A 22,065-nucleotide genomic window follows, 5' to 3' on the forward strand; every position below is an offset into this window, starting at 1 on the left:
TCTTCTCAGTGTGCGGTGGGCTTGAGCACGTGGACGTCGGCGAGGCTCCAGGACAGCGGAACCGCCTGTCCGACCTCGTGCGGGGCGCTGTCGAAGGCGCTTTCCTCGGCGTAGACCGTAAAGTCCTCGACGCCGGGCGCGTCGAGCGTCACCTTCATCGAGCCGCCGCGATACTCGACGTTGCGGACATGGCCGGTGAAGCCGAGCCCCTTGGTCGGGCTTTCGCCGATCGCGATCCGGTCGCGGCGAACCGCGGCTTCCGCGGTCTCGCCGACGACGAGGTGATCCGCGCCGGGAATGCGGAACGAGGCGCCGTTCGGGGCCTCGATGAGCGCGCCCTCGGCGTCGAGCTCCTTCACCTTTCCGGCGAGCACGTTGTGGTCGCCCATGAAGCGCGCCACGAAAGCGGTCGCCGGCCGGTGGAAGATCTCGCGCGGTTCGGCGGCCTGCTCGATGCGGCCGTTCGACATCACCACCACGAGGTCGGCGAGCGCCATCGCCTCCTCCTGACTGTGGGTGACGTGCACGAAGGTGACGCCGAGCTCGCGCTGAAGGCGCTTCAGCTCCTGGCGCATCTTCACCTTCAGGAACGGATCGAGCGCCGAAAGCGGCTCGTCGAGCAGCAGCGCCTGCGGGCTCGTGATGAGCGCGCGGGCGAGCGCGACGCGCTGCTGCTGGCCGCCCGAAAGCTGGGCGGGCCGGCGCGAGGCGTATTGGTCGATGTGCATGAGCTTCAGCATGTCGAGCGCCTTGGCGCGGCGCTCGGCCTTCGGCACGCTCTTCATCTTCAGCGAGAAGGCGACGTTGTCGACAAGGTCGAGATGCGGAAACAGCGCGTAGGACTGGAACATCATCGAGGTCTGGCGCTTGGCGGGCGGCAGGTCGGTGACCACCACGTCGCCGAGCCTGATGTCGCCGGACGTCGCGGTCTCGTGGCCGGCGATCATCCTGAGCGTCGAGGTTTTGCCGCAGCCCGAGGGGCCGAGCAGGCAGCAATAGGTCCCGGCCTTGATCTTGAGGCTGATGGCGTCGACCGCGACGGCGTCGTCGCCGTATTTCTTGGTCAGCGAAGCGATGTCGATCGTGGCGGCCTGCTGCATCTTGCCCCTTTTGTCCCCCGCGGGCTTCGCGTCGCTCAAGAAAGCAGCAACGGTCATGCCAACCGCACGGATTGCGGGAGACGGGCACGGGGTCGCGCGTCCGTGATGGCGCGTTCGCCTAATTTTTGGGCGATTGATCGGAAACGGCGCGGGGATCTCGCAGTGCGTGAGCCGTGTCCTCGCCGTCATGCTTGCGCCTTCGCGCGGGTATCCACGACTTCGACGTCGCGCTCGACGATCCCGACAAGTCATGGATGTCCGGCCGCCGCCGGGCGTGACGGCGACGGATCGGGCGCTTCAGGCGGAGGCCGCCGCCGCGTTCGTCCCGGCGCGCCCGACGAAGGCCCGGAACGACCGCCGAACGCGCTCGGGATCGATGGTCCGCGCAATGACCACGAGGCGTGTCCGCGCATCGCCGTCCGGCCAGGCCTCGAGGTGCTCGGGCGCATGCACGACGCGCTGCACGCCCTGGATCGCGACCGGCCCGGCGACGCCCTCGATCGCGACCACGCCCTTGAGCCGCAGGATGTCGTCGCCGTGGGCGTTGAGAAGCATCGACAGCCACAGTCCGAAGCGCGCCCAGTCTAGCGGCGCCTCCGCCTCAAGCAGGAACGCGCGCGCGTCGTGCCCGGGCTCGGCCGCGGGCGTGTCGGCGCGCCACCGGCTTGGCGGTCCCTCGCCCGCCCCCGTGAGCCACAGCGCAGGCGGCGGCGTCTCGGCGTCGAGCAGAAGGAGTTCGGCGACGGGATTGAGGGCGCGCAGGCGCGCCGCGAGCGCGGAGCAAGCCTCGGGCGGCGCGAGGTCGGTCTTCGAGACCACGATGCGGTCGGCGGCGGCGGCCTGACGCAGCGAGACGTCGTGGGCGTCGAGCGTCGCGGCGCCGTTCAGAGCGTCGACGACGCAGACCACCGCGCCCATCCTCAAACGGTGTTTGAGCGCCGCGTCCGCTGCGATCGTGGCGAAGACCGGAGTGGGATCGGCGAGGCCCGTGGTCTCGATCGCGACGCGGTCGAACGCGATCTCGCCACGCGCCCGGCGTCCGAGCAGGGCTTCGAGCGCGGCCTTCAGGTCGCCCCGCACCGTGCAGCAGACGCAGCCGCTCTTCAGCAGCACGACGTCGCCGTCGATCCGCTCGAGCAGCAGATGGTCGAGCCCGATTTCTCCGAACTCGTTGACGAGCACCGCCGCCCCCGCGAGCTCCGGCCGCGCGAGCAGGCGGCGCAGCAGCGTCGTCTTGCCGGCGCCGAGAAAGCCGGTGATGACGTCGACGGGAAGGCGGGCGCTCATCAGGCGCCCAGTTCCAGCCGGGCGAGCACCGTCGCGTCGAGCGGATCGCAGGAGCGGCCCCCGAGCTTTTCGGCCGCCGGCCAGAGATCGCCGAAACCCTCGACCACCGCGGCCTTGCCGGTGCGCGACGAGAGCACGTAGCGCCCGCCCCAGGACTTCAGCGTCAACCCAAAGGGCGCGAGCGCCGCGTTCGCGACGGCGGCGCGGCGGGCCCGCTCGGCCGTCGGCGTCTGCGCGTTCGAGGCGACGCCGTCGCTCCAGTGGCCGTGCGCGAAGGAGCCGCAGAGGCCGCACATGGTGGTGCTCCGTGGATTATAACTGCATCAGCCGACTGCGTGCTTCGAGACGGCCCTTCGGGCCTCCTCAGCATGAGTTGGGCTTCGGGCTTAGGCGCCCTCGACCCCCCTCATAGTGAGGAGCCCGCGTCAGCGGGCGTCTCGACGCACACAGTTCCTCTCCCCGGCGCTCAGGACATCGGCCGCGCCGTCCCCGACCGCGGATAGCGCTTCGCGAAATCCTCCGCGATCTCCTCCATGGCGACGAACTTCACGCCGTCATGGGCGCGCATGTGGTCGTAGAGGCGCTGGTGCATCTGAAGCACGTGCGGGCGGCCCGAAACGTCGGGATGGATGGTGAGCGGGAAGACCGCATAGTCGTAGTTCTCGTAGACCCAGTCGAACTGGTCGCGCCACATCCGCTCGATGACGTGCGGATCCACGAAACCGTGGCTGTTGGGCGCTGCCTTGATGAACATCATCGGCGGCAGGTCGTCCAGATGCCAGGAGGCCGGGATCTCGATGAGATCGGTCTCCTCGCCGGACACGAAGGGCTTCATCCATGTCGAAGGATGCTGCGAATAGTCGATCTTGGTCCACTCGTCCCCGACCGTCACGTAATAGGGGTGGTGGTCGTTGTGCATCAGCGAGTGGTCGTAGCGGACGCCCTTTTTCTTGAGCAGCTCGTTGGTCTTGGCTCCGAACTCCCACCACGGCGCGACATAGCCGCGGGGCCCCTGCCCCGAGAGCTTGGCGATCACCTCGACGCATTTGTCGAAGATCGCCTCCTCCTGCTCGGGCGTCATGGCGATCGGGTTTTCGTGGCTGTAGCCGTGCATGCCGATCTCGTGGCCGGCGGCCGCCACCGCCTTCATCTCGTCGGGGAAGGTCTCGATCGAGTGGCCGGGGATGAACCAGGTGGTCTTGATCCCCCACTTGTCGAAGAGGCGCAGAAGGCGCGGCGAGCCGACGCGGCCCGCGAACACGCCGCGGGAGATGTCGCAGGGGCTGTCCTCGCCGCCATAGGAGCCGAGCCAGCCTGCGACGGCGTCGACGTCGATCCCGTAGGACACGAAAATCTCTTTCGGCATGGGTGTCTCCTCGATCTGGGACGCCAGATGGCGCCGGGCTTGCTGGCGTCTTTAGGGCGGAGGCCGCGCGGCGTCCGCCGACCCGATTTTTCACAGTAGCGAGAGCTGGCGATGTGCCAAGGCGACGACCCGTCCTGCCCGGAATTCGGGCTTCATTACGAGGCGTTGAAGCGCGACCTCGCCTCTGAAAGGCGCAGCTTCCTGAAATCGAGCTTCGTCGCTGCGGGCGGTCTCGCAGGCCTTGCGGCCGGCGGCATGTCGCTGGTGACGCCGGCGCTCGCGCAGGCGACCGCCGCCAAGGCCCCGGCGACGCGCAAGCACCATTACCTGCCCGCGAACGCCGACACGGTGCACTGGGGCTATTTTTCGAAGACGCTCAAACCCCGCGTCGAATGCGACTCTGGCGACATCGTCACCATCGAGACGCTGACCCACCACGCCAACGACGACGCCGAGCGCATGGTGCAGGGCGACGAAGGCGCGGAAAGCGTCTTCCTCTGGACCAAGGACAAGAAGGGCGTCGATCGCCGCGGCGCCGGCCCGACCGACCCCAAGGTCTATAAGAAAGGGTCGGGCGAAGGCCAAGGCGTCCACGTCATGACCGGTCCGGTCTATGTCCGCGGCGCCGAGCCCGGCGACGTGCTGGAGGTGCGCATCCTCGACTGCGCGCCCCGCGCCTGCGCCAACCCGGCCTTCAAGGGCAAGTCGTTCGGCTCCAACGCGGCCGCCTGGTGGGGCTACCACTACAACGACATGCTGGGCGGCCAGAAACGCGAGGTGGTGACGATCTACGAGGTCGACGCCTCCGGCGCGAAGAGCTGGGCGCAGGCGGTCTACAATTTCAAATGGGTGCCGCAGACCGACCCGTTCGGGGTGGAGCACGCCACGATCGACTATCCGGGCGTGCCGGTCGACCATTCGAAGACCGCGCGGAACTTCGACGTGCTGAAAGGTGTCAGGATCCCGATCCGCCCGCATTTCGGCACGCTGGGGCTCGCGCCCGCCGAGGTCGACTTCGTCGACACGATCCCGCCGAACTGGGTGGGCGGCAACATCGACAACTGGCGCATCGGCAAAGGCGCGACGATGTACTACCCCGTCGCGGTCGAAGGCGGGCTGCTCTCGGTCGGCGACCCGCATGCGAGCCAGGGCGACAGCGAGCTCTGCGGCACCGCGATCGAGTGCTCGCTGACCGGCGTGTTCCAGCTCATCCTGCACAAGAAGGCGGACCTCGCCGGCACGCCGCTCGAGGAGCTGAACTATCCGATGCTCGAGACCAAGGACGAGTGGCTCGTCCACGGCTTCTCCTTCGCCAATTATCTGAAGGAGCTCGGAAGCGACGCGCAGTCGGCGATCTACGGCAAGTCGTCGGTCGACCTCGCGATGCGCGACGCCTTCCGCAAGATGCGCCACTTCCTGATGACGACCCAGAAGCTCACCGAGGACGAGGCGGTGTCGCTGATGTCGATCGCGGTCGATTTCGGCGTGACGCAGGTGGTGGACGGCAACTGGGGCGTCCACGCCATCGTCAAGAAGGATCTGTTTGCAGGACGGGTCTGAGGCCGGGGCCAGAACTGGAAGGCGAGGCGGCGGCGAAGCGGCGACGCCCGCTTCGCCGCCGTCCACGCCCCTCATCCTGAGGAGGCCCGAAGGGCCGTCTCGAAGGACGCACAGCGGTCGATGCGTGCTTCGAGACGCAGGCCTTGCGGCCTGCTCCTCAGCACGAGGAAGGACGGAGGTTCTCGGAGGCGGCATTGGCGTTGGAGAAGAGGCGGCCGCGGACCTTCGGCTCCGTCCCTCTTCGCCATCCTCCACGCTCCTCATCCTGAGGAGGCCCGAAGGGCCGTCTCGAAGGACGCATCGACCGCTGTGCGTGCTTCGAGACGCAGGCCTTGCGGCCTGCTCCTCAGCATGAGGAAGGGCGGAGGTTCTCGGAGGCATTGGCGTTGGAGAAGAGTCGGCCGGGGACCTTCGGCTCTCTCCCTCTTCGCCATCCTCCACGCTCCTCATCCTGAGGAGGCCCGAAGGGCCGTCTCGAAGGACGCACAGCGGTCGCTGCGTGCTTCGAGACGCAGGCCTTGCGGCCTGCTCCTCAGCATGAGGAAGGACGGAGGTTTTCGGAGGCGTTGGCGCTGGAGAAGAGTCGGCCGGGGACCTTCGGCTCTCTCCCTCTTCGCCATCCTCCACGCTCCTCATCCTGAGGAGGCCCGAAGGGCCGTCTCGAAGGACGCACAGCGGTCGATGCGTGCTTCGAGACGCAGGCCTTGCGGCCTGCTCCTCGACATGAGGAAGCGTGAGGCGCGTCGACGGCGGCCGTATTGAAGCAGGCGCGGGCGGCCGGCTCGCGTCCTCCCCGACCCGCCCGCCCCGTCAGCGCGCGCCGCCCGAGGCGTTGATGGTCTGACCGGTGACCCAGCGCGAGGCGTCGGAGGCGAGGAACACCGCGACGTCGGCGATGTCGTCCGGCTGGCCGATCCGGCCGAGCGGGGTCTGGGCCACCATCTGCTTTTCGAGATCCGAGCCGATGACCCCGGCCGTATGCGTGCCCTCGGTCTCGACCGCGCCCGGGTTCAGCGAGTTCACGCGGATGTTGCGCGGTCCAAGCTCGGCCGCGAGGACGCGGCTCAGCACGTCCATCGCGCCCTTGGTGGCGCTGTAGACCGACGCGTTGGGCACCGCCACCTGGCTCGCGAGCGAGGAGACGTTGATCACCACGCCGCCGTCCGACCCGAACCGCTTGGCGGCCTCGCGCGTCGCAAGCAGCGCGCCCAGAACATTGATGTCGAAGTGTTTGTGGAAGTGCTCGGCCGTCACCTCTTCGAGCGGCGCGAACTGATAGATCCCGGCGTTGTTGACCAGGACGTCGGGCCGGCCGAAAGCCTTTTCGGTCTCCTCGAACAGGCGCAGGACGTCGGCCTCCTTCGAAACGTCGCCCTGGACGGCGACGGCCTTGCCGCCGGCCGCCGCAATGTCGGCCACCGCCTTGTCGGCGCCTGCCTTGTCGGACGCGTAGTTCACCACCACGGACGCACCGGCCTTGCCGAGGCTGCGCGCGATGGCCGCGCCGATGCCCTTGGAGGCGCCGGTGACGACGGCGGTCTTTCCAGTCAGTTCGCTCATTGGAGTTCCCTTTCGGCGAAATGTTTCGATAGTTAGGTAATTATCGAAACATATGCCGCAAGAGCGTCCGCCGTGATCGCCGGATCGAAACGCGGCCTGCGACGGCGCAGCCGCCGTCAGATCGCGGCGAGGCGCGCGAGATAGGCCGAGAGGCGGTCGCGATTGAGCGTGAGGATGGCGCAGCGGCCCTCGCGGGCGATCGAAATCAGCCCCGCGGTCTCCAGCTCCTTCATGTGATGCGACATGGTCGCGGCGCTGATGTCCTGCGTCTCGTGCAAAGCGGCGCAGGCCATCGGCTCCGACGCGGCGCCGAGCTGGCGCAGGATCTGGACGCGGCGCGGCTCCGCCAGCGCCCGCCCGATGCGGGTGAAGTCCTTGTCGGTCAGTTGGGCGGCGTCGTCAGCCTGGGCCATGGACGGAACATGGCGACGGCCGGCGCATCCGTCGAGGCCGCCGCCCTCACAAGTCCGCTGGGCGTCGTGCGCATGACGCACGCATCGCGTATACACGATGCGTCTGGCGGGCGACCCGCCGATCACTGTCCGGGAGACCATGGAGACGCCGACGCGAGCGGACGCAGCCTACGAGGCGCTGCGCCGGGCCATCATCGAGCAGGCGCTCGCCCCCGGCGCGAAGCTGCGCGAGGACGAGATCGGCGCGCATTTCGGCGTCAGCCGGACGCTGGCGCGCGCTGCGCTGTCGCGGCTCCAGTCCGAGGGGCTCGTCGACGCGCAGCGCAAGCGGGTGGCGACCGTGGCCTCACCGAGCGTCGAGGAGGCCCGAGCGATCTTCGAGGTCCGCCGCTGCCTCGAGCGCGAGACGGTGCGGCTCGTCGTCGAGCGCTGGTCGCCCGAGATGGCGGCGCGCCTCCTCGCCCATGTCGACGAGGAGGACGAGGCCGCCCGCCGGGGCGACGCGGCCGCCGCCGGCCGGCTCGCCGGCGAGTTCCACATCGTCCTGGCGGGGCTCACCGGCAATCCGCTGCTCGCGCGCTACGTCTCGGAAGTGGTCTCGCGAAGTTCGCTCATCCTCGCCGTTCACGGCCGGCCGCATCAGTCCGACTGCGCGACCGCCGAGCATCGCGGCGTGATCGCGGCGCTGGCGGCCCGAGACGCGGACCGCGCCGCAGCCTTGATGGCGGCCCATCTCGCCGCCGTGACGGCGCGGGCGCTTCCCGAAACGCCCACGGCGCCCGCGACGCTTTCGGACGTGCTCGCACGCTACGCCGGCTGAGCGCCCTCGCATCCGCGGACCGCCCGGCGCCGCATCTTTGCGCCGTTTGGAAGCCCCGGCGCCCATAATGTATTCTTGCGTTGCGCCATCACGTATACATGATTTCGGTCATGGGTTGGCGTGGGGGTGAATGAAGGCAGCGCGCCGCATCGGCGACGCCGGTCCCTCCCCCTTCCGCCGACCGCGACGCCGCCATGACGGCGGCCGCAGACGCCAGGAGCGCGCGATGACCGATGCGCATGAGCCTCGCCTGACCTCACGCGGCCTCGACCGCCGCTCTCTCCTGATCGCCAGCGGCGGCGCGACGCTGGCCGCCGCCGCAGGCCTGCGCCCGGCACCCGTCCGCGCGGCCGAGAATCTCGTCGTGGGCGTCGTTTATGTCGGCCCGCGCGACGACTTCGGCTGGAACCAGTCGCACGCGAGCGCCATCGCCGCGCTGAAGGCGACGCCTGGCGTCAAGGTGCTCGAGGAGGAGCGCGTTCCGGAGTCGATCGACGTCGTGAAGACGATGGAGTCGATGATCGAGCTCGACGGCGCGAAGCTCATCTTCGGCACCTCGTTCGGCTACTTCAATCCGTTCATGATCGAGCTGGCGAAGAAGTATCCGGACGTGCAGTTCCGGCACCCGACGACGCTCTGGAGCGCCGACAAGCACCCGAAGAACCTCGGCGGCTACTTCGCCTCGCTCGACCAGGCGCACTACGCTTCGGGCGTCGCCGCGGGCCTGTCGTCGAAGTCCGGCAAGCTCGGCTTCATCGCGGCAAAACCCATCAGCATCGTGCTGCGCTCGGTCAACCAGTTCACGCTCGGCGCCCGCAAGGCCAATTCGAACGCCACCGTGAGGCTCGCGGTCACCGGCGAGTGGTCGCTGCCGGTGCGCGAGGCCGAGATGGCCAACTCGCTGATCGACCAGGGCTGCGATCTGATCGCCTGCCATGTCGACAGCCCCAAGATCATCGTGCAGACCGCCGAGGCGCGCGGCGTGAAGTCCTGCGGCCACAACGCCTCCCAGGCCTCGCTCGCGCCCAAGGGCTTCGTCACCGGCGCGGAGCTCAAATACGAGACGATCTACAAGGGCTTCGCCGAGCTTCTGGCGAGCGGCAAGCCGCTGCCGAACGTCGCCGTGGGCGGCTTCGACAAGGACATGGTGCGCCTCACGCCCTACGGTGCCGGCGCGACCGAGGAGGCGCGGAAGGCCGCCGAAGCCGCGATCGCCGAGCTTGCGGCCGGAAAGCCGATCTATGTCGGCCCGATCAAGGACAACAAGGGCGCGACGATCGTGGCCGCTGGCCAGACCCTCGGAAACTACGCGCCGGAGCTCGACGCCACCGCCTTCCTGGTCGAGGGCGTGCAAGGCTCTCTGGCGTGAGCGGAGACCCCTTTCGTCCCGCGCGAAAGATCACCCATGCCGGCGCGCTCGCGATGATCGCAGCGGCGGTCGCGGAGGCGACGCGCCTCGGCGCCCCCGTCAACGTCGTGGTGGTGGACGAGAGCGGCGTCGACCTCGCCTTCGTGCGCATGGACGGGGCGAAGTTCCTGTCGATCGAGACGGCCCGCGCCAAGGCCCAGACGTCGGCCTCGCACCGGCGGCCGAGCACGCGGATCCCGGCCGACATCGCCACCGGCCTCGCCTTCGCATCGGGCGGGCGCATCACCGACATGGCGGGCGGCCTGCCGGTCTTCATCGACGGGGCGTGCGTCGGCGGGATCGGGATCGGGTCGGCCTCGGACGAGGACGACATCGCGATCGCCCGCGCGGCGCTCGCGGCCGTGGGAGCCGACGAGGTCTGAGCGGCGAGGCGCCGTGGACTTGCGGACTGCGTGCTTCGAGACGCCCGCCAGAAGGCGGGCCACTCGGCATGAGGGCTGTCGAGGGCTCCAGCCATCGGAAGGCTCGTCCCGCAACCCGCAAACCTCCCTCATGCTGAGGAGCCGCGCGCAAGCGCGGCGTCTCGAAGCACGCAGTCCGGTCCCGTGGGCGTTCCCCTGGTCCCGGACCAAGCCCGCGCCGACGACTGGCACGCGGCTTGAATCCTCACGGGACAGTGAGGTCACGAGGGGTCCGGCATGTCGTCAGCAGTCCATCCGGTCGACGAGACCTTTCCGGCCCCGCGGCTGATCACGCTCGGGTTGCAGCACGTGCTGGTGATGTACGCCGGCGCGGTCGCGGTGCCGCTCATCATCGGGCGCGCGCTGAAGCTGCCGCCCGAGGACGTCGCCTTCCTCATCAGCGCGGACCTCTTCGTCTGCGGGCTCGCGACGCTTTGCCAATCGCTCGGCTTCAGGGGCGTGGGCGTCCGCCTGCCGGTGATGATGGGCGTCACCTTCGCCTCCGTCGGCCCGATGCTGTCGATGGCGACGGTTCCCGAGATCGGCATCCTGGGCATCTACGGCTCGGTGATCGCCGCCGGCGTCTTCGGCGTGCTCGTCGCGCCCTTCGTCAGCCGGCTGCTGCCGCTGTTCCCGCCGGTCGTCACCGGCACGATCATTCTCGTGATCGGCGTCTCGTTGATGCGGGTGGCGATCAACTGGGCGGGCGGCGGCCTGCCGACCATCACCAAGGCGGTGCCCGGCGAGGCGTTTCCGGGCGCTTTCCCCAACCCCGCCTACGCCCAGACGCTCGGGCTCTGCGTCGCGCTCTTCACGCTGCTCGTGATCCTTGGCCTCATCCGCTGGGGCGCGGGTTTCATCGCCAACATCGCGGTGCTGCTCGGCATCGTGGCGGGCGCGGCGCTGTCGGCCGCGCTCGGCCTCATGCATGTCGAGAAGGTCGCGACCGCCTCATGGGGCGCCTTCATAACGCCCTTCCATTTCGGCCTGCCGCAGTTTCACCTCGTGCCGATCCTGACCATGTGCCTCGTGATGCTGGTCGTGATGATCGAGTCGCTCGGCATGTTCCTCGCGCTCGGCCAGATCACGAACAGGCCGCTCGACCAGAAAGACCTGACGCGGGGCCTGCGCGCCGACGGCGTCGGGACGATCCTCGGCGGGGTGTTCAACACCTTCCCCTACACGTCCTTCTCCCAGAACGTCGGGCTCGTGGGCGTCACGGGGGTCAAGTCGCGCTGGGTGACGGTCACGGGCGGGGCGATCATGATCGTGCTCGGCCTCCTGCCGAAGGTCGCCGCGCTGGTCGAGGCCATCCCCCAGCCCGTGCTCGGCGGGGCGGGCGTCGTGATGTTCGGCATGGTGGCGGCGACGGGCGTGCGCATCCTGAAGAACGCCGATTTCGAGACCAACCGCTTCAACACCTTCGTGGTGGCGATCTCGGTCGGCTTCGGCATGATCCCGATGGTGGCGCCGAATTTCTTCCGGAACCTGCCGGATGCGCTCCATCCGCTGCTGGAGTCCGGCATTCTGCTCGCCGCCGTCGTCTCGGTGCTGCTCAACCTGTTCTTCAACGGGTTCGGGAGCGCCGAGGACGCCCGGGCCCACGCGGCCCGGCGGCTGCGACGGCCGAGCACGTGTGAGGTTCCTGGCTTGCCGACCCTTCTGATCCGCCGCGCCGACGTGCTCGTCACCATGGACGACGGGCGGCGCGAAATCGCCGACGGGGCGCTGTTCGCCCGCGACGGGGTGATCGAACAGGTCGGGACGACCGCCGAGCTTCCGCAGACCGCCGACCGCGTGATCGACATGGCGGGCCGCGTCGTGACGCCCGGCCTCGTCAACACCCACCACCACCTCTACCAGAACCTCACCCGCGTGGTCCCGGCCGCGCAGGACGCGCTGCTGTTCGGCTGGCTGAAGACGCTCTACCCGATCTGGGGCCGAATGGGCCCGGAGCACATCCGCGCCTCGACCACCATTGGCCTGATGGAGCTCGCCGAGACCGGCTGCACCACGAGCTCCGACCACCTCTACATGTTTCCGAACGGCGCGCGGCTCGACGATTCCATCGAGGCCGCGACCGGGATCGGCCTGCGCTTCCACGCGACCCGTGGCTCGATGAGCATCGGGGAGTCGAAGGGCGGCCTGCCGCCCGACGCGCTGGTGGAGGACGAGGCCGCCATCCTCCGCGACTGCCGCCGCGTGATCGAGACGTTCCACGACCCCTCACGGTTCGCGATGGTCCGGGTCGGCGTCGCGCCCTGCTCGCCGTTTTCGGTGAGTCGCGAACTGATGCGGGACTCCGCGGAGCTCGCCCGAAGCTACGGCGTCGGCATGCACACCCATCTCGCCGAGAACGTCGAGGACGTGGCCTATTCGCTGGAAAGGTTCGGCGTGCGCCCGGGGGCCTATGCCGAGGCGCTCGGCTGGTGCGGGCCTGACGTCTGGCACGCCCACTGCGTCCAGCTCGACGCCGAGGAGATCGGCCTCTTCGCCCGCTCCGGCACGGGCGTCGCGCACTGCCCCTGCTCCAACATGCGGCTCGGCAGCGGCGTCGCGCCGGTGCGCGAGATGATGGCGGCGGGCGTCAGCGTCGGGCTCGGCGTCGACGGCTCGGCCTCGAACGACAGCGGCCACATGCTCGCCGAAGCGCGGCAGGCGCTGCTGCTCCAGCGCGTCGCCAAGGGCGGCGCGGCGCTCACCGCCCGGCAGGCGCTCGAACTCGCGACGCTCGGCGGCGCGAAGGCGCTCGGGCGCGACGACATCGGCGCGCTCGCGCCGGGCAAGGCCGCCGACGTCTCGGCCTTCGACCTTTCCGACGTCGCCTTCGCGGGCGCGCAATGGGACCCGGTCGCGGCGCTCGTCTTCTGCGGTCCGGCGCGCGCCGACCTGACGGTGGTCAACGGCCGCGTGGTGGTCGAGCGCGGCCGCTGCGTTACGGTCGACCGTGAGATGGCGCTCGAACGCCATGCAGCGCTCGCCCGCGCGCTGATCCATGACTCGCATTAAGGCGCCGGCTTGCACCAACTGCGCGTCCGCCGGCCGGTATTGATCAAAGATCGATCAAGTCACGTCTTCTCGCGCCTCTTTTCACGCCACTGTGTACCCTCGGATACACTTGCGAACGACTACAGCTTTCACGTCCTCGTCATATTGACCGTCCGGTTCGGTCATGTGACTCTCGTCGAAGCATCGGGGGTCGATGTAATTCGAGACGAAAGCCGCGCGCAAAATCTTGCGCGGGTGCGGCGAACTACGCTCGACGGGGAGCCTTGTGACATGACGCGTCTTTGGAATTCGAGCAAATCCTTCGCCGACCTGAAGTCCTGGACGCTCGGCGCCGTCGCCGCTGCGGTCCTGGCCGGCGGCGCGACCTCGGCGGTCGCGGCCGACATGGCCGAACCCGCTCCCGCGACGCCCGCGCCCTTCACCTTCTCGACCACCGAAATCCAGTTCCAGCTCGGCCGGCTGAAGAACCCCTTCGCGCCGGGCGGCGACCCGAACTACACCCCCATCGTCACGCTGCAGCACGCCTCCAGCTGGGTGTTCGGCGACGTGTTCTTCTTCATCGACTTCCTCGACGACAACAAGCGCGACGGCTTCAACGACAAGGACGCCTACGGCGAATTCTACGCCTACTTCTCGTCCTCGAAGCTGCTCGGCGTGAACTACGGCGACGGCATCATCAAGGACGTCGGCGTGGTGGCGGGCATCAACGCCGACGCCGACGCCAACTATCGCAGCTACCTCCCCGGCATCTATGTCGACTGGAAGGTTCCGGGCTTCGCGTTCTTCCGCACCCAGTTCACCGCCGTGCTCGACGACAGCGACCACAAGGGGCCGAACGGGCGCCAGAAGGACGGCTGGCAGTTCGACAACTCCTTCGCCGCGCCGTTCGAGATCGCCGGCCAGTTCTTCAGCTTCGAGGGCCACTGGGAATATACGTGGAACGTCGAAACCAACATCGACGGCTTCAAGATCAAGCAGAAGGACTGGTTCCTCGCCCAGCCGCAGCTGCGTTGGGACGCCGGCTACGCGATCACCGGCAAGAAGGACGTGTTCTTCCTCGGCACCGAATACCAGCTCTGGGTCAACAAGCTCGGCTCGAAGGTCGACGAGAGCCGCTTCCAGGCGCTTGCGGTGCTGCGCTTCTGATCTTTCCTCCCTCTCTCCGGGTTTCCTCCCAAACTTGAACATGGCCGGCGACAGGTTCGCCGGCCATTTTTTATGCCTCGGCCTGGGGGAGAAGAGAGCCGCCGGCCCACCGGACGCACCGCCGTCATGCCCGGCAAAGCCGGGTATCCACGATTTCGGCTGTCGCCGCGCGCTTTTGACCAAGTCGTGAATGCCCGCGCGAAGGCGCGGGCACGACGGCGGGGGCTCCAACGGAACAACGGCTTACGAGGGAGAGCGCCTCACGCCATCGCGGCGATCGCGGCCCCGGAGCTCGACACCCAGCCGAAGATGCCGCCCTGCGCCTTGATCATCCGGAGCCCCATCTCGTGGAACTCGGGGAAATAGGACGCGCAGCAGTCCGAAAGCGCGACGCAGCGATAGCCGCGGTCGTTGGCTTCGCGGATCGTGGTGTTGACGCAGACCTCCGTCGTCACGCCGCAGACCAGCAGCGTGTCGACGCCGCGGTTCCTCAGCATCAGTTCGAGATCGGTCTGGTAGAAGGCGCCCTTGCCGGGCTTGTCGATCACCGGCTCGCCGGGCGCGGGTCTGAGCGCCGCGATGATGTCGTGGCCGGCCTCGCCGCGGATCAGGATGCGGCCCATCGGGCCTTGCGCGCCGATCCTGAGGCTCGGCTCGCCGCGCTCCACCTTGGCCTTGGGCGCGTCCGAGAGGTCGGGACGGTGCCCCTCGCGGGTGTGGATCACCAGCATTCCGGCGGCGCGCGCCGCGGCCAGCACCGCCTGGCAGGGCGCGATCGCGGCCTCAAGCAGCGAGATGTCGTTGCCCAGCGTCTCACCGAAGCCGCCGGGCTCGAGGAAATCGCGCTGCATGTCGATGATGACGAGCGCGGTTCTTCCAAGGTCCACCGCGATCGGCTGCGGCTCCGCGTCGATCGTCACCATCGCCCTTACTCCTCGTCGATGACGCTGACATGGGCGGAGACCACCCGCCAGCCGTCGGGAAACCGCGCCCAGGTCTGGCTCTGGCGGCCGATCTTGCCGGGCGCGTTCTCGCGCCGGAACAGCGTGTTGGCGACCGCGAAGTCGCGGCCGTAGGTGGTGATCTGCGTGCGCTCGAGCGTGCGGTCGAGCCCCTTCGAGGACCGGCCGCGGCGGAAGGCGCGGATCTCGTCCATGCCGTAGAGGTTCTCGGTCGCGCCGTAGCGGAGCGTGCGGGGATCGTCGCGGAACAGCGCCTCGAGCGTCGCGACGTCGTTGCCGGTCAGCGCCGCCTCATAGGTCGCGAAGGCCTTTTCGACCTCGGCCTTCACCTCGGGAATGTCGATCTCGGACTCGATGCTCACAGCTTCGCCTTTCGGAATTCGGCCACGCCGGCCGCCTCGAGCGCGCGGGCGACGCGCAACGCGTCGGCCTCCCGCCAGGGCGCCGCGATGATCTGCACGCCGAGCGGCAGGCCCTCGTCAAGAAAGATCGGCGCGCAGGCGACCGGCAGGCCGATGAAGGAGATCGGCTGGGTGTAGACGCCGAGATTCGGCCGCACGGGCAAGGTCACGCCGTCGAGCGTGAAGGTCTTCTGACCGAGCGCCGGGGCCCGGCAGGGGGTCGACGGCGCGAGCAGGATGTCGACCGTCTCAAACACGCGCGCCGCTTCTTGCGCGAACCAGCGCCGGAAGCGCTGGGCCTTGGCCACATAGGCCGACGGGATCGTCGCGCCGGCGATCAGCCGGTCGCGCACCGCGGGGTCGAACTCGTCCGGGCGCGCGCGCAGGCGCTCGAGGTGAAGCGCCGCGCCTTCGGTCGCGGTGATGAGATAGGCCGCGGCGCGGGCGCGGGCGGCCTCGGGAAACTCGACCACCGCTTCGGCCCCGAGACAGGCCGCGGCGCGCGCCACCGCCTCGAAGCACTCCGCCTCGCCGCCGCGCGCGAAATGGCCGCCGAGCGTGGCGATCCGGAGATCCGCGAAGCCGGCGTCGAGCGACGGAGCCGCGGGTTCCGGCGCGCGCGTCGTGGTGGCGGGATCCTCGGCGTCCGGCCCCTGCATGGCGTCGTAGGCGCGCGCCAGAAGATCGGTCGAGCGCGCGATTGGACCGAGATGGTCGAGGCTCTGCACGAAGGGGAAGGTTCCGGCGCGGGTGAGCCGTCCGTACGTCGGCTTCAGGCCGAAGCAGCCGCAGAGCGCCGAGGGCACCCGGATCGAACCGTTGGTGTCGGAGGCGAGCGCGACATCGACCAATCCGGCCGCCACCGCCGCGCCCGACCCGCCCGACGAACCGCCCGACATGCGCGTGAGGTCATGGGGATTTCGCGAGGGCCCGTCGTGAATGTTTTCACCTGTAAAGTCATAGGCGTATTCGCCCATGTTGAGAGCGCCGGTGAGGATCGCCCCCGCCGCCTCCATGCGCGTCAGAAGAGCGGCGTCGCGGGTCGCACGCGCACGGTCGCGGTTGATCCTTGAGCCCGCGCGGGTCGGGAGCCCTTCGACGTCAAAGAGATTCTTGACCGCGAAGGCGACGCCCGCAAGCGCGCCCGAATTGGCGCCGGCGTCGAGCGCGCGCGCGGCGGAGAGCGCACGCTCGGCCGTCACGTCGGTGAAGGCGCCGACGCGCCCGTCGAGCGCGTCGATCCGGGCGAGCGCGGCGGCGGCCGCTTGCTCCGCGGGGCCGGGCTCGGGTCTGGCGGCGGCCAGGCTCACGCGGCGCCTCCCGGAGCGATCGGCGCGAAGATCGGCGCGGGCTCCATCTCGTCCTCGAGCGGAAAGGCGTCGACGAGCCGCGCCGCGGTCACGGTCACGCCAAGATGGGCGAGCACGGAGGCGCGCCATTGGGGCGCGACCCGAAGGCCGAGCAGCGCGGCGGCGGCGTCGAGATGCGCTTCGAGCGCGGCGGCGTCGTCGGCCATCACGCCGCCGCCCGCTTGCGCTGGTAGGCGCGCCAGCCGCCGAACGAGGTGATGTCCTCCGCCCCGTCCGTGGCGATCGCCTCCGCGAGGAAGCCGAGCGCCGTCGATCCGTCGGCGAGGCGCAGCGTCCCGAAGCCGAGCGGCGCCGGAACGCCCGCGATGAACGGTCCGACATTGGCCGACGGCAGCGCCCAGATCTCGGTCGCGATCGCAGCGCCCGCGCCTTCCGCGACGCGCACGAGGCCTGGCCTCGCGACCTTTCCGGGCAACGCATAGAGCCGGTAGCAGGGCGCGGCGTCGATCGCCCGCAGGAAGCGCCCGCCGAGCCGAGTGAGCTCGCCGTTGAGCGCCATGCCGGAAAGATGCGCGCCCACCACCACGATCGCGGTCTCGTCGGGCGCGGGAGCCGGCGCGCGATCGGGCGCGGCCGGAGCCGGCAGGCCGAGCGCGCCGAGCGGCGTTTCGCCCATGGCGTGGAGCCGCTCTCCGATCGCGGCGAGACGCGCGTCGGCGCCTGCCGCGCCGATCAGCGTGACGCCGGCCGGCAGCCCGTCGGGCCGCGGGCGGCCGGGAACCGCGAGAGCGCAGAGATCCATCAGGTTCACGAAGTTGGTGTAGGCGCCGAACTCGCTGTTGAGCCCGACCGGATGGGCCGAGACCTCGGCCACGGTGCGGGGCCGCGGATAGGTCGGCACGAGCAGGCAGTCGACGGAGCCGAGCGGGCCCGAGAGCGCGCGCCTCATCGCCGCGAGTTCATACATGCCGCCGAAGGCGTGGCCGGCGTCGAAGCGGCGCGCGCCCTCGATGATCTGGCGCGTCACCGGATGGATGTCGTCGGCGTTGGTCTCGATGAAGCCGCGGATCGCCTCCTGCCGCTCGGCGACGAAGGGTCCGCTGTAGAGCAGCCCCGCGACCGCGAAGAACGGCTCGAAGTCGAGTTCGACGATCTCGCCGCCGAGCGCCGCGACGTCGGCGAGCGTCGCCTCGTAGGCGGCCTCTGCCGCGGGGTCGCCCCCGAAGCTGCGGGTCTGGGGCGTCGGGACGCCGACGCGAAACTTCGGCGGGGCCAAGCCGACCGGCGCGGTCCGGACGTCGCGCGAGAACGGGTCGGAGGGTTCGAAGCCCGCCATCGCGGAGAAGGCCGCATAGGCGTCGTCGACCGACAGCGCGAAGACCGAGACGCAGTCGAGCGACTTGCAGGCGGGCACGACGCCCTTGGTCGGGATCGCGCCGACGGTCGGTTTCAGCCCCACGATGTTGTTGAGCCCTGCCGGCACGCGGCCGGAGCCGGCGGTGTCGGTGCCGAGCGCGAAGGCGACGAGTCCCTTGGCCACCGCCACCGCGGAGCCCGAGCTCGATCCGCCGGGCACGAGCGACGGATCGACGGCGTTGAGCGGGACAGGATAGGGCGTCCGAAGGCCGACGAGCCCGGTGGCGAACTGGTCGAGATTGGTCTTGCCGACGATGAGCGCGCCAGCCGCCTTCAGCCGGGAGACCGCGACCGCGTCTTCCGCCGCGCGATAGGCGAAGGCGGGGCATGCGGCGGTGGTCTCGAGGCCTGCGACGTCGATGTTGTCCTTCACCGCGACGGGAACGCCCCAGAGCGCCCGCCCGTCCGGCGTCGCGCCGAGCGCCTCTGCGGCCGCGCGGAGGGCGGCGCGGTCGGCGAGCGAGATGAAGATCCCGGGATCCCCGCAGGCCTCGATGCGGGCGAAGACCTCGTCTACGACGTCGGCCGGCGTCGTCCCGCCGGCGTAGGCTGCGGCGAGCGAGGCGAGGTCGAGGCCAAGCCCTTCGAGCGGGCGCGCCATCAGTGATGCCCCGCCATGTGCTCGCCGATGACATGGACGTCGGCGCTCGCGATCGGCGTCTCGTAGACCAGCGCCCCGTCGGACATCACGAGGATGCGGTCGGAGAGCTCCATCAGCTCGTCGAGATCCTCCGACATCAGCAGCACCGCCGCGCCGCCATTGCGGGCTTTCATGATGCGGGCGCGAATCTCGGCCACCGCCGCGAAATCGAGCCCGAAGCAGGGGTTGGAGACGATCAGCAGATCGACCTCCCCGGTCAGTTCGCGCGCCAGCACCGCGCGCTGCACGTTGCCGCCCGACAGAGACTGGATCGGCGAGGACAGCGACGCGGTCTTCACCTTGAACTGCTCGATGAGCTTCGTGGCGTAGGTCCGGATCGCGCGGGCGCTGATCCAGGCGACCGGCTTGCCGTCCTTGTTGAGGTCAAAGGTGCGGAACGAGATGTTCTCCGCCACCGTCATCCTGGGCGCGCAGGCGTTGCGCAGCGGCTCTTCCGGGATGAAGCGGACGTTGAGCTTGCGCGACTGCTCGCGGGTCGAGGCGTAGGGCGCGGCCTTCACCGCCACCTCGCCGGCCTCGCGCGCCCGCTGGCCGGCCAGCACCTCGAGAAACTCTTTCTGGCCGTTGCCCGAAATCCCGGCGATCCCCACGATCTCGCCGGACCGCACCGTCAGCCCGTCGACCGCGATCGACTTCAGGCCGGTGCGGTCCTTGGCCTTCAGCGCGGTGACGGTGAGCACGGGCTTGGCGTCGGCGGGCGTCGCGGAGCGGCTGTCGAGCGCCGCGATCGGCTGGTCGCCGATCATCATGGCGGCCATCTTCTTGCGGTCGAGCTCGCCGAGCGAGCCCGAGCCGGTGCGTTTGCCCTTCCGCAGAACCGTGACGTCGTCGCAGAACGACGTCACCTCGTGGAACTTGTGGCTGATCATCAGCACGGTGAGGTCGCCGGCCTTCGTCATGCCGCGCACGAGGCCGAGCATCTCCTCTGCCTCGTTGGGCGTCAGCACCGAGGTCGGCTCGTCGAGCACGATGAAGCGGCGGCCGAGATAGAGCTGCTTGACGATCTCGAGCTTCTGCTTCTCGCCGGCCGCAAGCGAGGCGACCGGAACGTCGAGCGGGATGCGGAACGGCATCGTGGTCATGAAGTCGGCGAGGTCGCGGCGCTCCTTGCGCCAGTCGATGATCTTCGGGGCGTTCTCGCGCGAGATCACGAGGTTCTCCGCGCCGGTCAGCGAAGGCACCAGCGTGAAGTGCTGATAGACCATGCCGAGCCCGAGCCGGTCGGCGTCCTTCGGGCTCGCGATCACGGCTTCCTTGCCGTCGACGAGCATCTGGCCCGAAGTCGGCGTGTAGAAGCCCATCATGCATTTGACGAGGGTCGACTTGCCCGCGCCGTTCTCGCCGAGCAGCGCGTGGAACGAGCCCGCCGGGACCTTGACCGAGACGTCGTCCAGCGCCGTGAAGGCGCCGAAGCGCATCGTCATGCTAACGGCTTCGACCGAAACGGCTGTGCTCATGGCTGGCTCCTGTCCAGAATGATCGCGACCGGGCCGCCGCCGGGCGGCCCCTGATGCTCGGCGCCGCCGGAGACGTAGATTTCCGTCTCGCCGAAATATCCCGCCAGCGCGCCGCCAACGAAGGCGCGGGCGTGGCGGGTGGAGGAGATGTCCGAGTCGTCGAGCATGACGTGCCGGCGCCCGCGCATCCGGCCCGTCGGATCGGCCTCGGCCTTGGCGAGCGCGGCGACCAAGATCCCCTCGCCCATCCGCTCGCGCGCCTCGCGAACCGAGGCCACGTCGATCGCGTCGCCCATCACCGCATGGTCGATCGCGAGCGGGCCGGACCAGCCCTCCCCCATGCCGAGCACCACGATCTCGTGGCCCCCGAGCTCGACGCCGGCCGACGCCGAGGCGCGGCCGGAAAACAACCCGTAGTTCCGGCAGACGTCCGCGTCCCCGATCTCGTCCGCCGCGACCTCGCCGAGCGCGACCCGACGCCGAGCGCCGAGGCTCCGCGCGACAGGCCCATGGACTTCAGCGTGTCGCCGGTCGCGGTCGTGACGCCCCGTCGGGAGGCCTCCTCGACGCGCGCGGCGGTCAGCAGCGGGCATTTCACCTGCACGAAATGGACGTCGTCCGCGGTTTCGACCCGGGCGTCCGCCATCGCCTTGGCGACGCCCTCTGCCACCATCTCGACTTGGCCCCGCCGCCCGAGGTCTTCGGGCGCAAGATCCGCTGTCCGGGCGATCCCGACCGCGAGCGCGCGGGTGGGCTCTTCGTCGCTCGCCTCACGCGCGAACACCGTCCAGTGGGGCGACAGCGCGCCTTCCGTACCGCCCGACATCACGATCGCGACGTCTCCCGCTCCGCGGCGGGCGAACAGGTCCTCGAAGCAGCGCGTGGCGAAGCCGCGGGTGAAGTCGTTGACGCAGCCGTTGCCTTCCGTCTTGCCGAGCACCGCGACGACCGAAGCCAGATCGAGCCCGGCGTCGAACAGCGCCTCGACGCCCGAGACGTCGTCCGGGCTGGCCGCCGCCACCCGTTTCACCACGGCGCGCATCGACGCCATCAGGCGATCGCCCGGATGAAGGCGTCCGAAGTCGCGACCGTCCCGAACACGCCGCCCTGCATCTTGATCATCTTGAGCGCGGCCTCGTGATTGCCCCTGTCGGTCGCGGCGCAGCAGTCCTCCAGCATCACGCATTCGAAGCCGCGATCGTTGGCCTCGCGCATGGTGGTGTGGACGCAGACGTCGGTGGTGACGCCCGCCAGCACGATGTTGTCGATGCGGCGCTGTTTGAGGATCAGCTCGAGGTCGGTCGCGCAGAACGAGCCCTTGCCGGGCTTGTCGATGATCGGTTCGCCCTCGACCGGGTAGAGCTCGGGGATGATGTCCCAGCCGGGCTCGCCGCGCACGAGGATGCGGCCGCAGGGCCCCGCGTCGCCGATGCCCGCGCCGAATTGGCGCGAGCGCCAGCGCTTGTTCTCGGGAAGGTCCGCGAGGTCCGGGCGATGGCCCTCGCGGGTGTGGAAGATGTGGTAGCCGCCGGCCCGCATCGCGGCGAGCAGGCGCTTGATCGGTTCGATCGGCGCGCGGGTGAGGCTGAGGTCGTAGCCCATGCCGTCCACATAGCCGCCGGGCGCGCAGAAGTCGGTCTGCATGTCGATGACGATGAGCGCGGTGTTCTCCGGCCTCAGGTCGCCGTTGTAGGGCCACTTGTAGGGCTCGGCCTCGACGAAACGCTGGTCGACGCGGGCGTGCATGTTCATGGAACCTGCTCCGGC

General features: G+C 69.5%; 19 protein-coding genes and 2 pseudogenes. 7 read left to right on the forward strand and 14 right to left on the reverse strand.

The features are described from left to right. Nucleotides 1-5: 5 nt before the first annotated feature. From K6K41_RS00285 to K6K41_RS00300, 4 genes are all read right to left on the reverse strand, one after another. A complete protein-coding gene (locus tag K6K41_RS00285; RefSeq protein ID WP_261403464.1) occupies nt 6-1,100 on the reverse strand; it encodes an ABC transporter ATP-binding protein in 1,095 nt (364 codons plus the stop codon). Between the two features lie 297 nt (nt 1,101-1,397). Continuing rightward, nucleotides 1,398-2,387 carry a CobW family GTP-binding protein gene (locus K6K41_RS00290; RefSeq protein WP_261403465.1) on the reverse strand — a complete coding sequence of 330 codons (990 nt, stop codon included), beginning with the start codon at nt 2,385-2,387 and terminating at the stop codon, nt 1,398-1,400. Further along, on the reverse strand, nt 2,387-2,683 hold the full coding sequence (locus tag K6K41_RS00295; RefSeq protein WP_261403466.1) for a hypothetical protein: 297 nt from the start codon (nt 2,681-2,683) through the stop codon (nt 2,387-2,389). Before K6K41_RS00295 ends, K6K41_RS00290 begins: the two co-directional genes overlap by 1 nt. 170 nt (nt 2,684-2,853) lie before the next feature. Then, nucleotides 2,854-3,753, reverse strand: coding sequence for a polysaccharide deacetylase family protein (locus K6K41_RS00300; protein WP_261403467.1), 900 nt, complete (start codon nt 3,751-3,753; stop codon nt 2,854-2,856). 111 nt (nt 3,754-3,864) lie between these two features. Between K6K41_RS00300 and K6K41_RS00305 the strand changes: the two genes are divergently transcribed. Beyond that, on the forward strand, nt 3,865-5,313 hold the full coding sequence (locus tag K6K41_RS00305) for an acetamidase/formamidase family protein (protein WP_261403468.1): 1,449 nt from the start codon (nt 3,865-3,867) through the stop codon (nt 5,311-5,313). Nucleotides 5,314-6,123: 810 nt separating this feature from the next. On the opposite strand, the gene K6K41_RS00310 is transcribed toward K6K41_RS00305, so the two are convergent. Next, nucleotides 6,124-6,873: an SDR family NAD(P)-dependent oxidoreductase gene (locus K6K41_RS00310; RefSeq protein ID WP_261403469.1), complete on the reverse strand. Its 750-nt coding sequence runs from the start codon at nt 6,871-6,873 to the stop codon at nt 6,124-6,126. A gap of 116 nt (nt 6,874-6,989) precedes the next feature. Then, the gene (locus tag K6K41_RS00315) at nt 6,990-7,286 is read right to left on the reverse strand and encodes an ArsR/SmtB family transcription factor (protein WP_261403470.1); all 297 of its coding nucleotides are present in this window, start codon (nt 7,284-7,286) and stop codon (nt 6,990-6,992) included. A gap of 97 nt (nt 7,287-7,383) precedes the next feature. Here K6K41_RS00315 and K6K41_RS00320 point away from each other — a divergent pair, with 97 nt between their 5' ends. From K6K41_RS00320 to K6K41_RS00345, 6 genes and pseudogenes are all read left to right on the forward strand, one after another. Further along, nucleotides 7,384-8,106 (forward strand): GntR family transcriptional regulator, encoded by a 723-nt coding sequence (locus K6K41_RS00320; protein WP_261403471.1) that lies wholly within the window; start codon nt 7,384-7,386, stop codon nt 8,104-8,106. A gap of 226 nt (nt 8,107-8,332) precedes the next feature. Beyond that, nucleotides 8,333-9,475 carry a BMP family ABC transporter substrate-binding protein gene (locus K6K41_RS00325; RefSeq protein WP_261403472.1) on the forward strand — a complete coding sequence of 381 codons (1,143 nt, stop codon included), beginning with the start codon at nt 8,333-8,335 and terminating at the stop codon, nt 9,473-9,475. Further along, nucleotides 9,472-9,897 carry a GlcG/HbpS family heme-binding protein gene (locus tag K6K41_RS00330; RefSeq protein ID WP_261403473.1) on the forward strand — a complete coding sequence of 142 codons (426 nt, stop codon included), beginning with the start codon at nt 9,472-9,474 and terminating at the stop codon, nt 9,895-9,897. Before K6K41_RS00325 ends, K6K41_RS00330 begins: the two co-directional genes overlap by 4 nt. Before the next feature lie 276 nt (nt 9,898-10,173). Continuing rightward, nucleotides 10,174-11,576, forward strand: a pseudogene (locus K6K41_RS00335) (nucleobase:cation symporter-2 family protein). A gap of 10 nt (nt 11,577-11,586) precedes the next feature. Continuing rightward, the gene (locus tag K6K41_RS00340) at nt 11,587-12,945 is read left to right on the forward strand and encodes an 8-oxoguanine deaminase (protein ID WP_261403474.1); all 1,359 of its coding nucleotides are present in this window, start codon (nt 11,587-11,589) and stop codon (nt 12,943-12,945) included. 270 nt (nt 12,946-13,215) lie between these two features. Then, on the forward strand, nt 13,216-14,091 hold the full coding sequence (locus K6K41_RS00345; protein WP_261403475.1) for a hypothetical protein: 876 nt from the start codon (nt 13,216-13,218) through the stop codon (nt 14,089-14,091). A gap of 260 nt (nt 14,092-14,351) precedes the next feature. Here the strand turns inward: K6K41_RS00345 and K6K41_RS00350 are convergent, their stop codons facing one another. From K6K41_RS00350 to biuH, 8 genes and pseudogenes are all read right to left on the reverse strand, one after another. Beyond that, nucleotides 14,352-15,014, reverse strand: coding sequence for a cysteine hydrolase family protein (locus K6K41_RS00350; RefSeq protein WP_261403476.1), 663 nt, complete (start codon nt 15,012-15,014; stop codon nt 14,352-14,354). A gap of 5 nt (nt 15,015-15,019) precedes the next feature. Further along, nucleotides 15,020-15,415 carry an oxalurate catabolism protein HpxZ gene (gene hpxZ, locus K6K41_RS00355; protein ID WP_261403477.1) on the reverse strand — a complete coding sequence of 132 codons (396 nt, stop codon included), beginning with the start codon at nt 15,413-15,415 and terminating at the stop codon, nt 15,020-15,022. Next, nucleotides 15,412-16,764 carry an AtzE family amidohydrolase gene (locus K6K41_RS00360; RefSeq protein WP_261403478.1) on the reverse strand — a complete coding sequence of 451 codons (1,353 nt, stop codon included), beginning with the start codon at nt 16,762-16,764 and terminating at the stop codon, nt 15,412-15,414. Before K6K41_RS00360 ends, hpxZ begins: the two co-directional genes overlap by 4 nt. Continuing rightward, a complete protein-coding gene (locus K6K41_RS00365) occupies nt 16,761-16,970 on the reverse strand; it encodes a DUF4089 domain-containing protein (protein ID WP_261403479.1) in 210 nt (69 codons plus the stop codon). Before K6K41_RS00365 ends, K6K41_RS00360 begins: the two co-directional genes overlap by 4 nt. Then, nucleotides 16,970-18,781, reverse strand: coding sequence for an allophanate hydrolase (gene atzF / locus K6K41_RS00370; protein ID WP_261403480.1), 1,812 nt, complete (start codon nt 18,779-18,781; stop codon nt 16,970-16,972). Before atzF ends, K6K41_RS00365 begins: the two co-directional genes overlap by 1 nt. Next, nucleotides 18,781-20,298: an ABC transporter ATP-binding protein gene (locus K6K41_RS00375; protein ID WP_261403481.1), complete on the reverse strand. Its 1,518-nt coding sequence runs from the start codon at nt 20,296-20,298 to the stop codon at nt 18,781-18,783. The genes atzF and K6K41_RS00375 overlap by 1 nt, the downstream gene beginning before the upstream one ends. Further along, nucleotides 20,295-21,349 (reverse strand): annotated as a pseudogene (atzD, locus tag K6K41_RS00380) (cyanuric acid amidohydrolase). Before atzD ends, K6K41_RS00375 begins: the two are co-directional and overlap by 4 nt. Continuing rightward, nucleotides 21,349-22,050 carry a biuret amidohydrolase gene (gene biuH, locus K6K41_RS00385; protein ID WP_378148621.1) on the reverse strand — a complete coding sequence of 234 codons (702 nt, stop codon included), beginning with the start codon at nt 22,048-22,050 and terminating at the stop codon, nt 21,349-21,351. Before biuH ends, atzD begins: the two are co-directional and overlap by 1 nt. Nucleotides 22,051-22,065 lie beyond the last annotated feature (15 nt).

The organism is Chenggangzhangella methanolivorans (genome assembly GCF_019797865.1).
GTDB lineage: Bacteria > Pseudomonadota > Alphaproteobacteria > Rhizobiales > Methylopilaceae > Methylopila > Methylopila methanolivorans.

Excerpts from the sequence above, each read along its gene's own strand:
- K6K41_RS00285 (WP_261403464.1), bottom strand. The coding sequence starts at position 1,100 with ATGCAGCAGGCCGCCACGATCGACATCGCTTCGCTGACCAAGAAATAC.
- K6K41_RS00290 (WP_261403465.1), bottom strand. The coding sequence starts at position 2,387 with ATGAGCGCCCGCCTTCCCGTCGACGTCATCACCGGCTTTCTCGGCGCC.
- K6K41_RS00295 (WP_261403466.1), bottom strand. The coding sequence starts at position 2,683 with ATGTGCGGCCTCTGCGGCTCCTTCGCGCACGGCCACTGGAGCGACGGC.
- K6K41_RS00300 (WP_261403467.1), bottom strand. The coding sequence starts at position 3,753 with ATGCCGAAAGAGATTTTCGTGTCCTACGGGATCGACGTCGACGCCGTC.
- K6K41_RS00305 (WP_261403468.1), top strand. The coding sequence starts at position 3,865 with ATGTGCCAAGGCGACGACCCGTCCTGCCCGGAATTCGGGCTTCATTAC.
- K6K41_RS00310 (WP_261403469.1), bottom strand. The coding sequence starts at position 6,873 with ATGAGCGAACTGACTGGAAAGACCGCCGTCGTCACCGGCGCCTCCAAG.
- K6K41_RS00315 (WP_261403470.1), bottom strand. The coding sequence starts at position 7,286 with ATGGCCCAGGCTGACGACGCCGCCCAACTGACCGACAAGGACTTCACC.
- K6K41_RS00320 (WP_261403471.1), top strand. The coding sequence starts at position 7,384 with ATGCGTCTGGCGGGCGACCCGCCGATCACTGTCCGGGAGACCATGGAG.
- K6K41_RS00325 (WP_261403472.1), top strand. The coding sequence starts at position 8,333 with ATGACCGATGCGCATGAGCCTCGCCTGACCTCACGCGGCCTCGACCGC.
- K6K41_RS00345 (WP_261403475.1), top strand. The coding sequence starts at position 13,216 with ATGACGCGTCTTTGGAATTCGAGCAAATCCTTCGCCGACCTGAAGTCC.
- K6K41_RS00350 (WP_261403476.1), bottom strand. The coding sequence starts at position 15,014 with ATGGTGACGATCGACGCGGAGCCGCAGCCGATCGCGGTGGACCTTGGA.
- K6K41_RS00365 (WP_261403479.1), bottom strand. The coding sequence starts at position 16,970 with ATGGCCGACGACGCCGCCGCGCTCGAAGCGCATCTCGACGCCGCCGCC.
- atzF (WP_261403480.1), bottom strand. The coding sequence starts at position 18,781 with ATGGCGCGCCCGCTCGAAGGGCTTGGCCTCGACCTCGCCTCGCTCGCC.
- K6K41_RS00375 (WP_261403481.1), bottom strand. The coding sequence starts at position 20,298 with ATGAGCACAGCCGTTTCGGTCGAAGCCGTTAGCATGACGATGCGCTTC.
- biuH (WP_378148621.1), bottom strand. The coding sequence starts at position 22,050 with ATGAACATGCACGCCCGCGTCGACCAGCGTTTCGTCGAGGCCGAGCCC.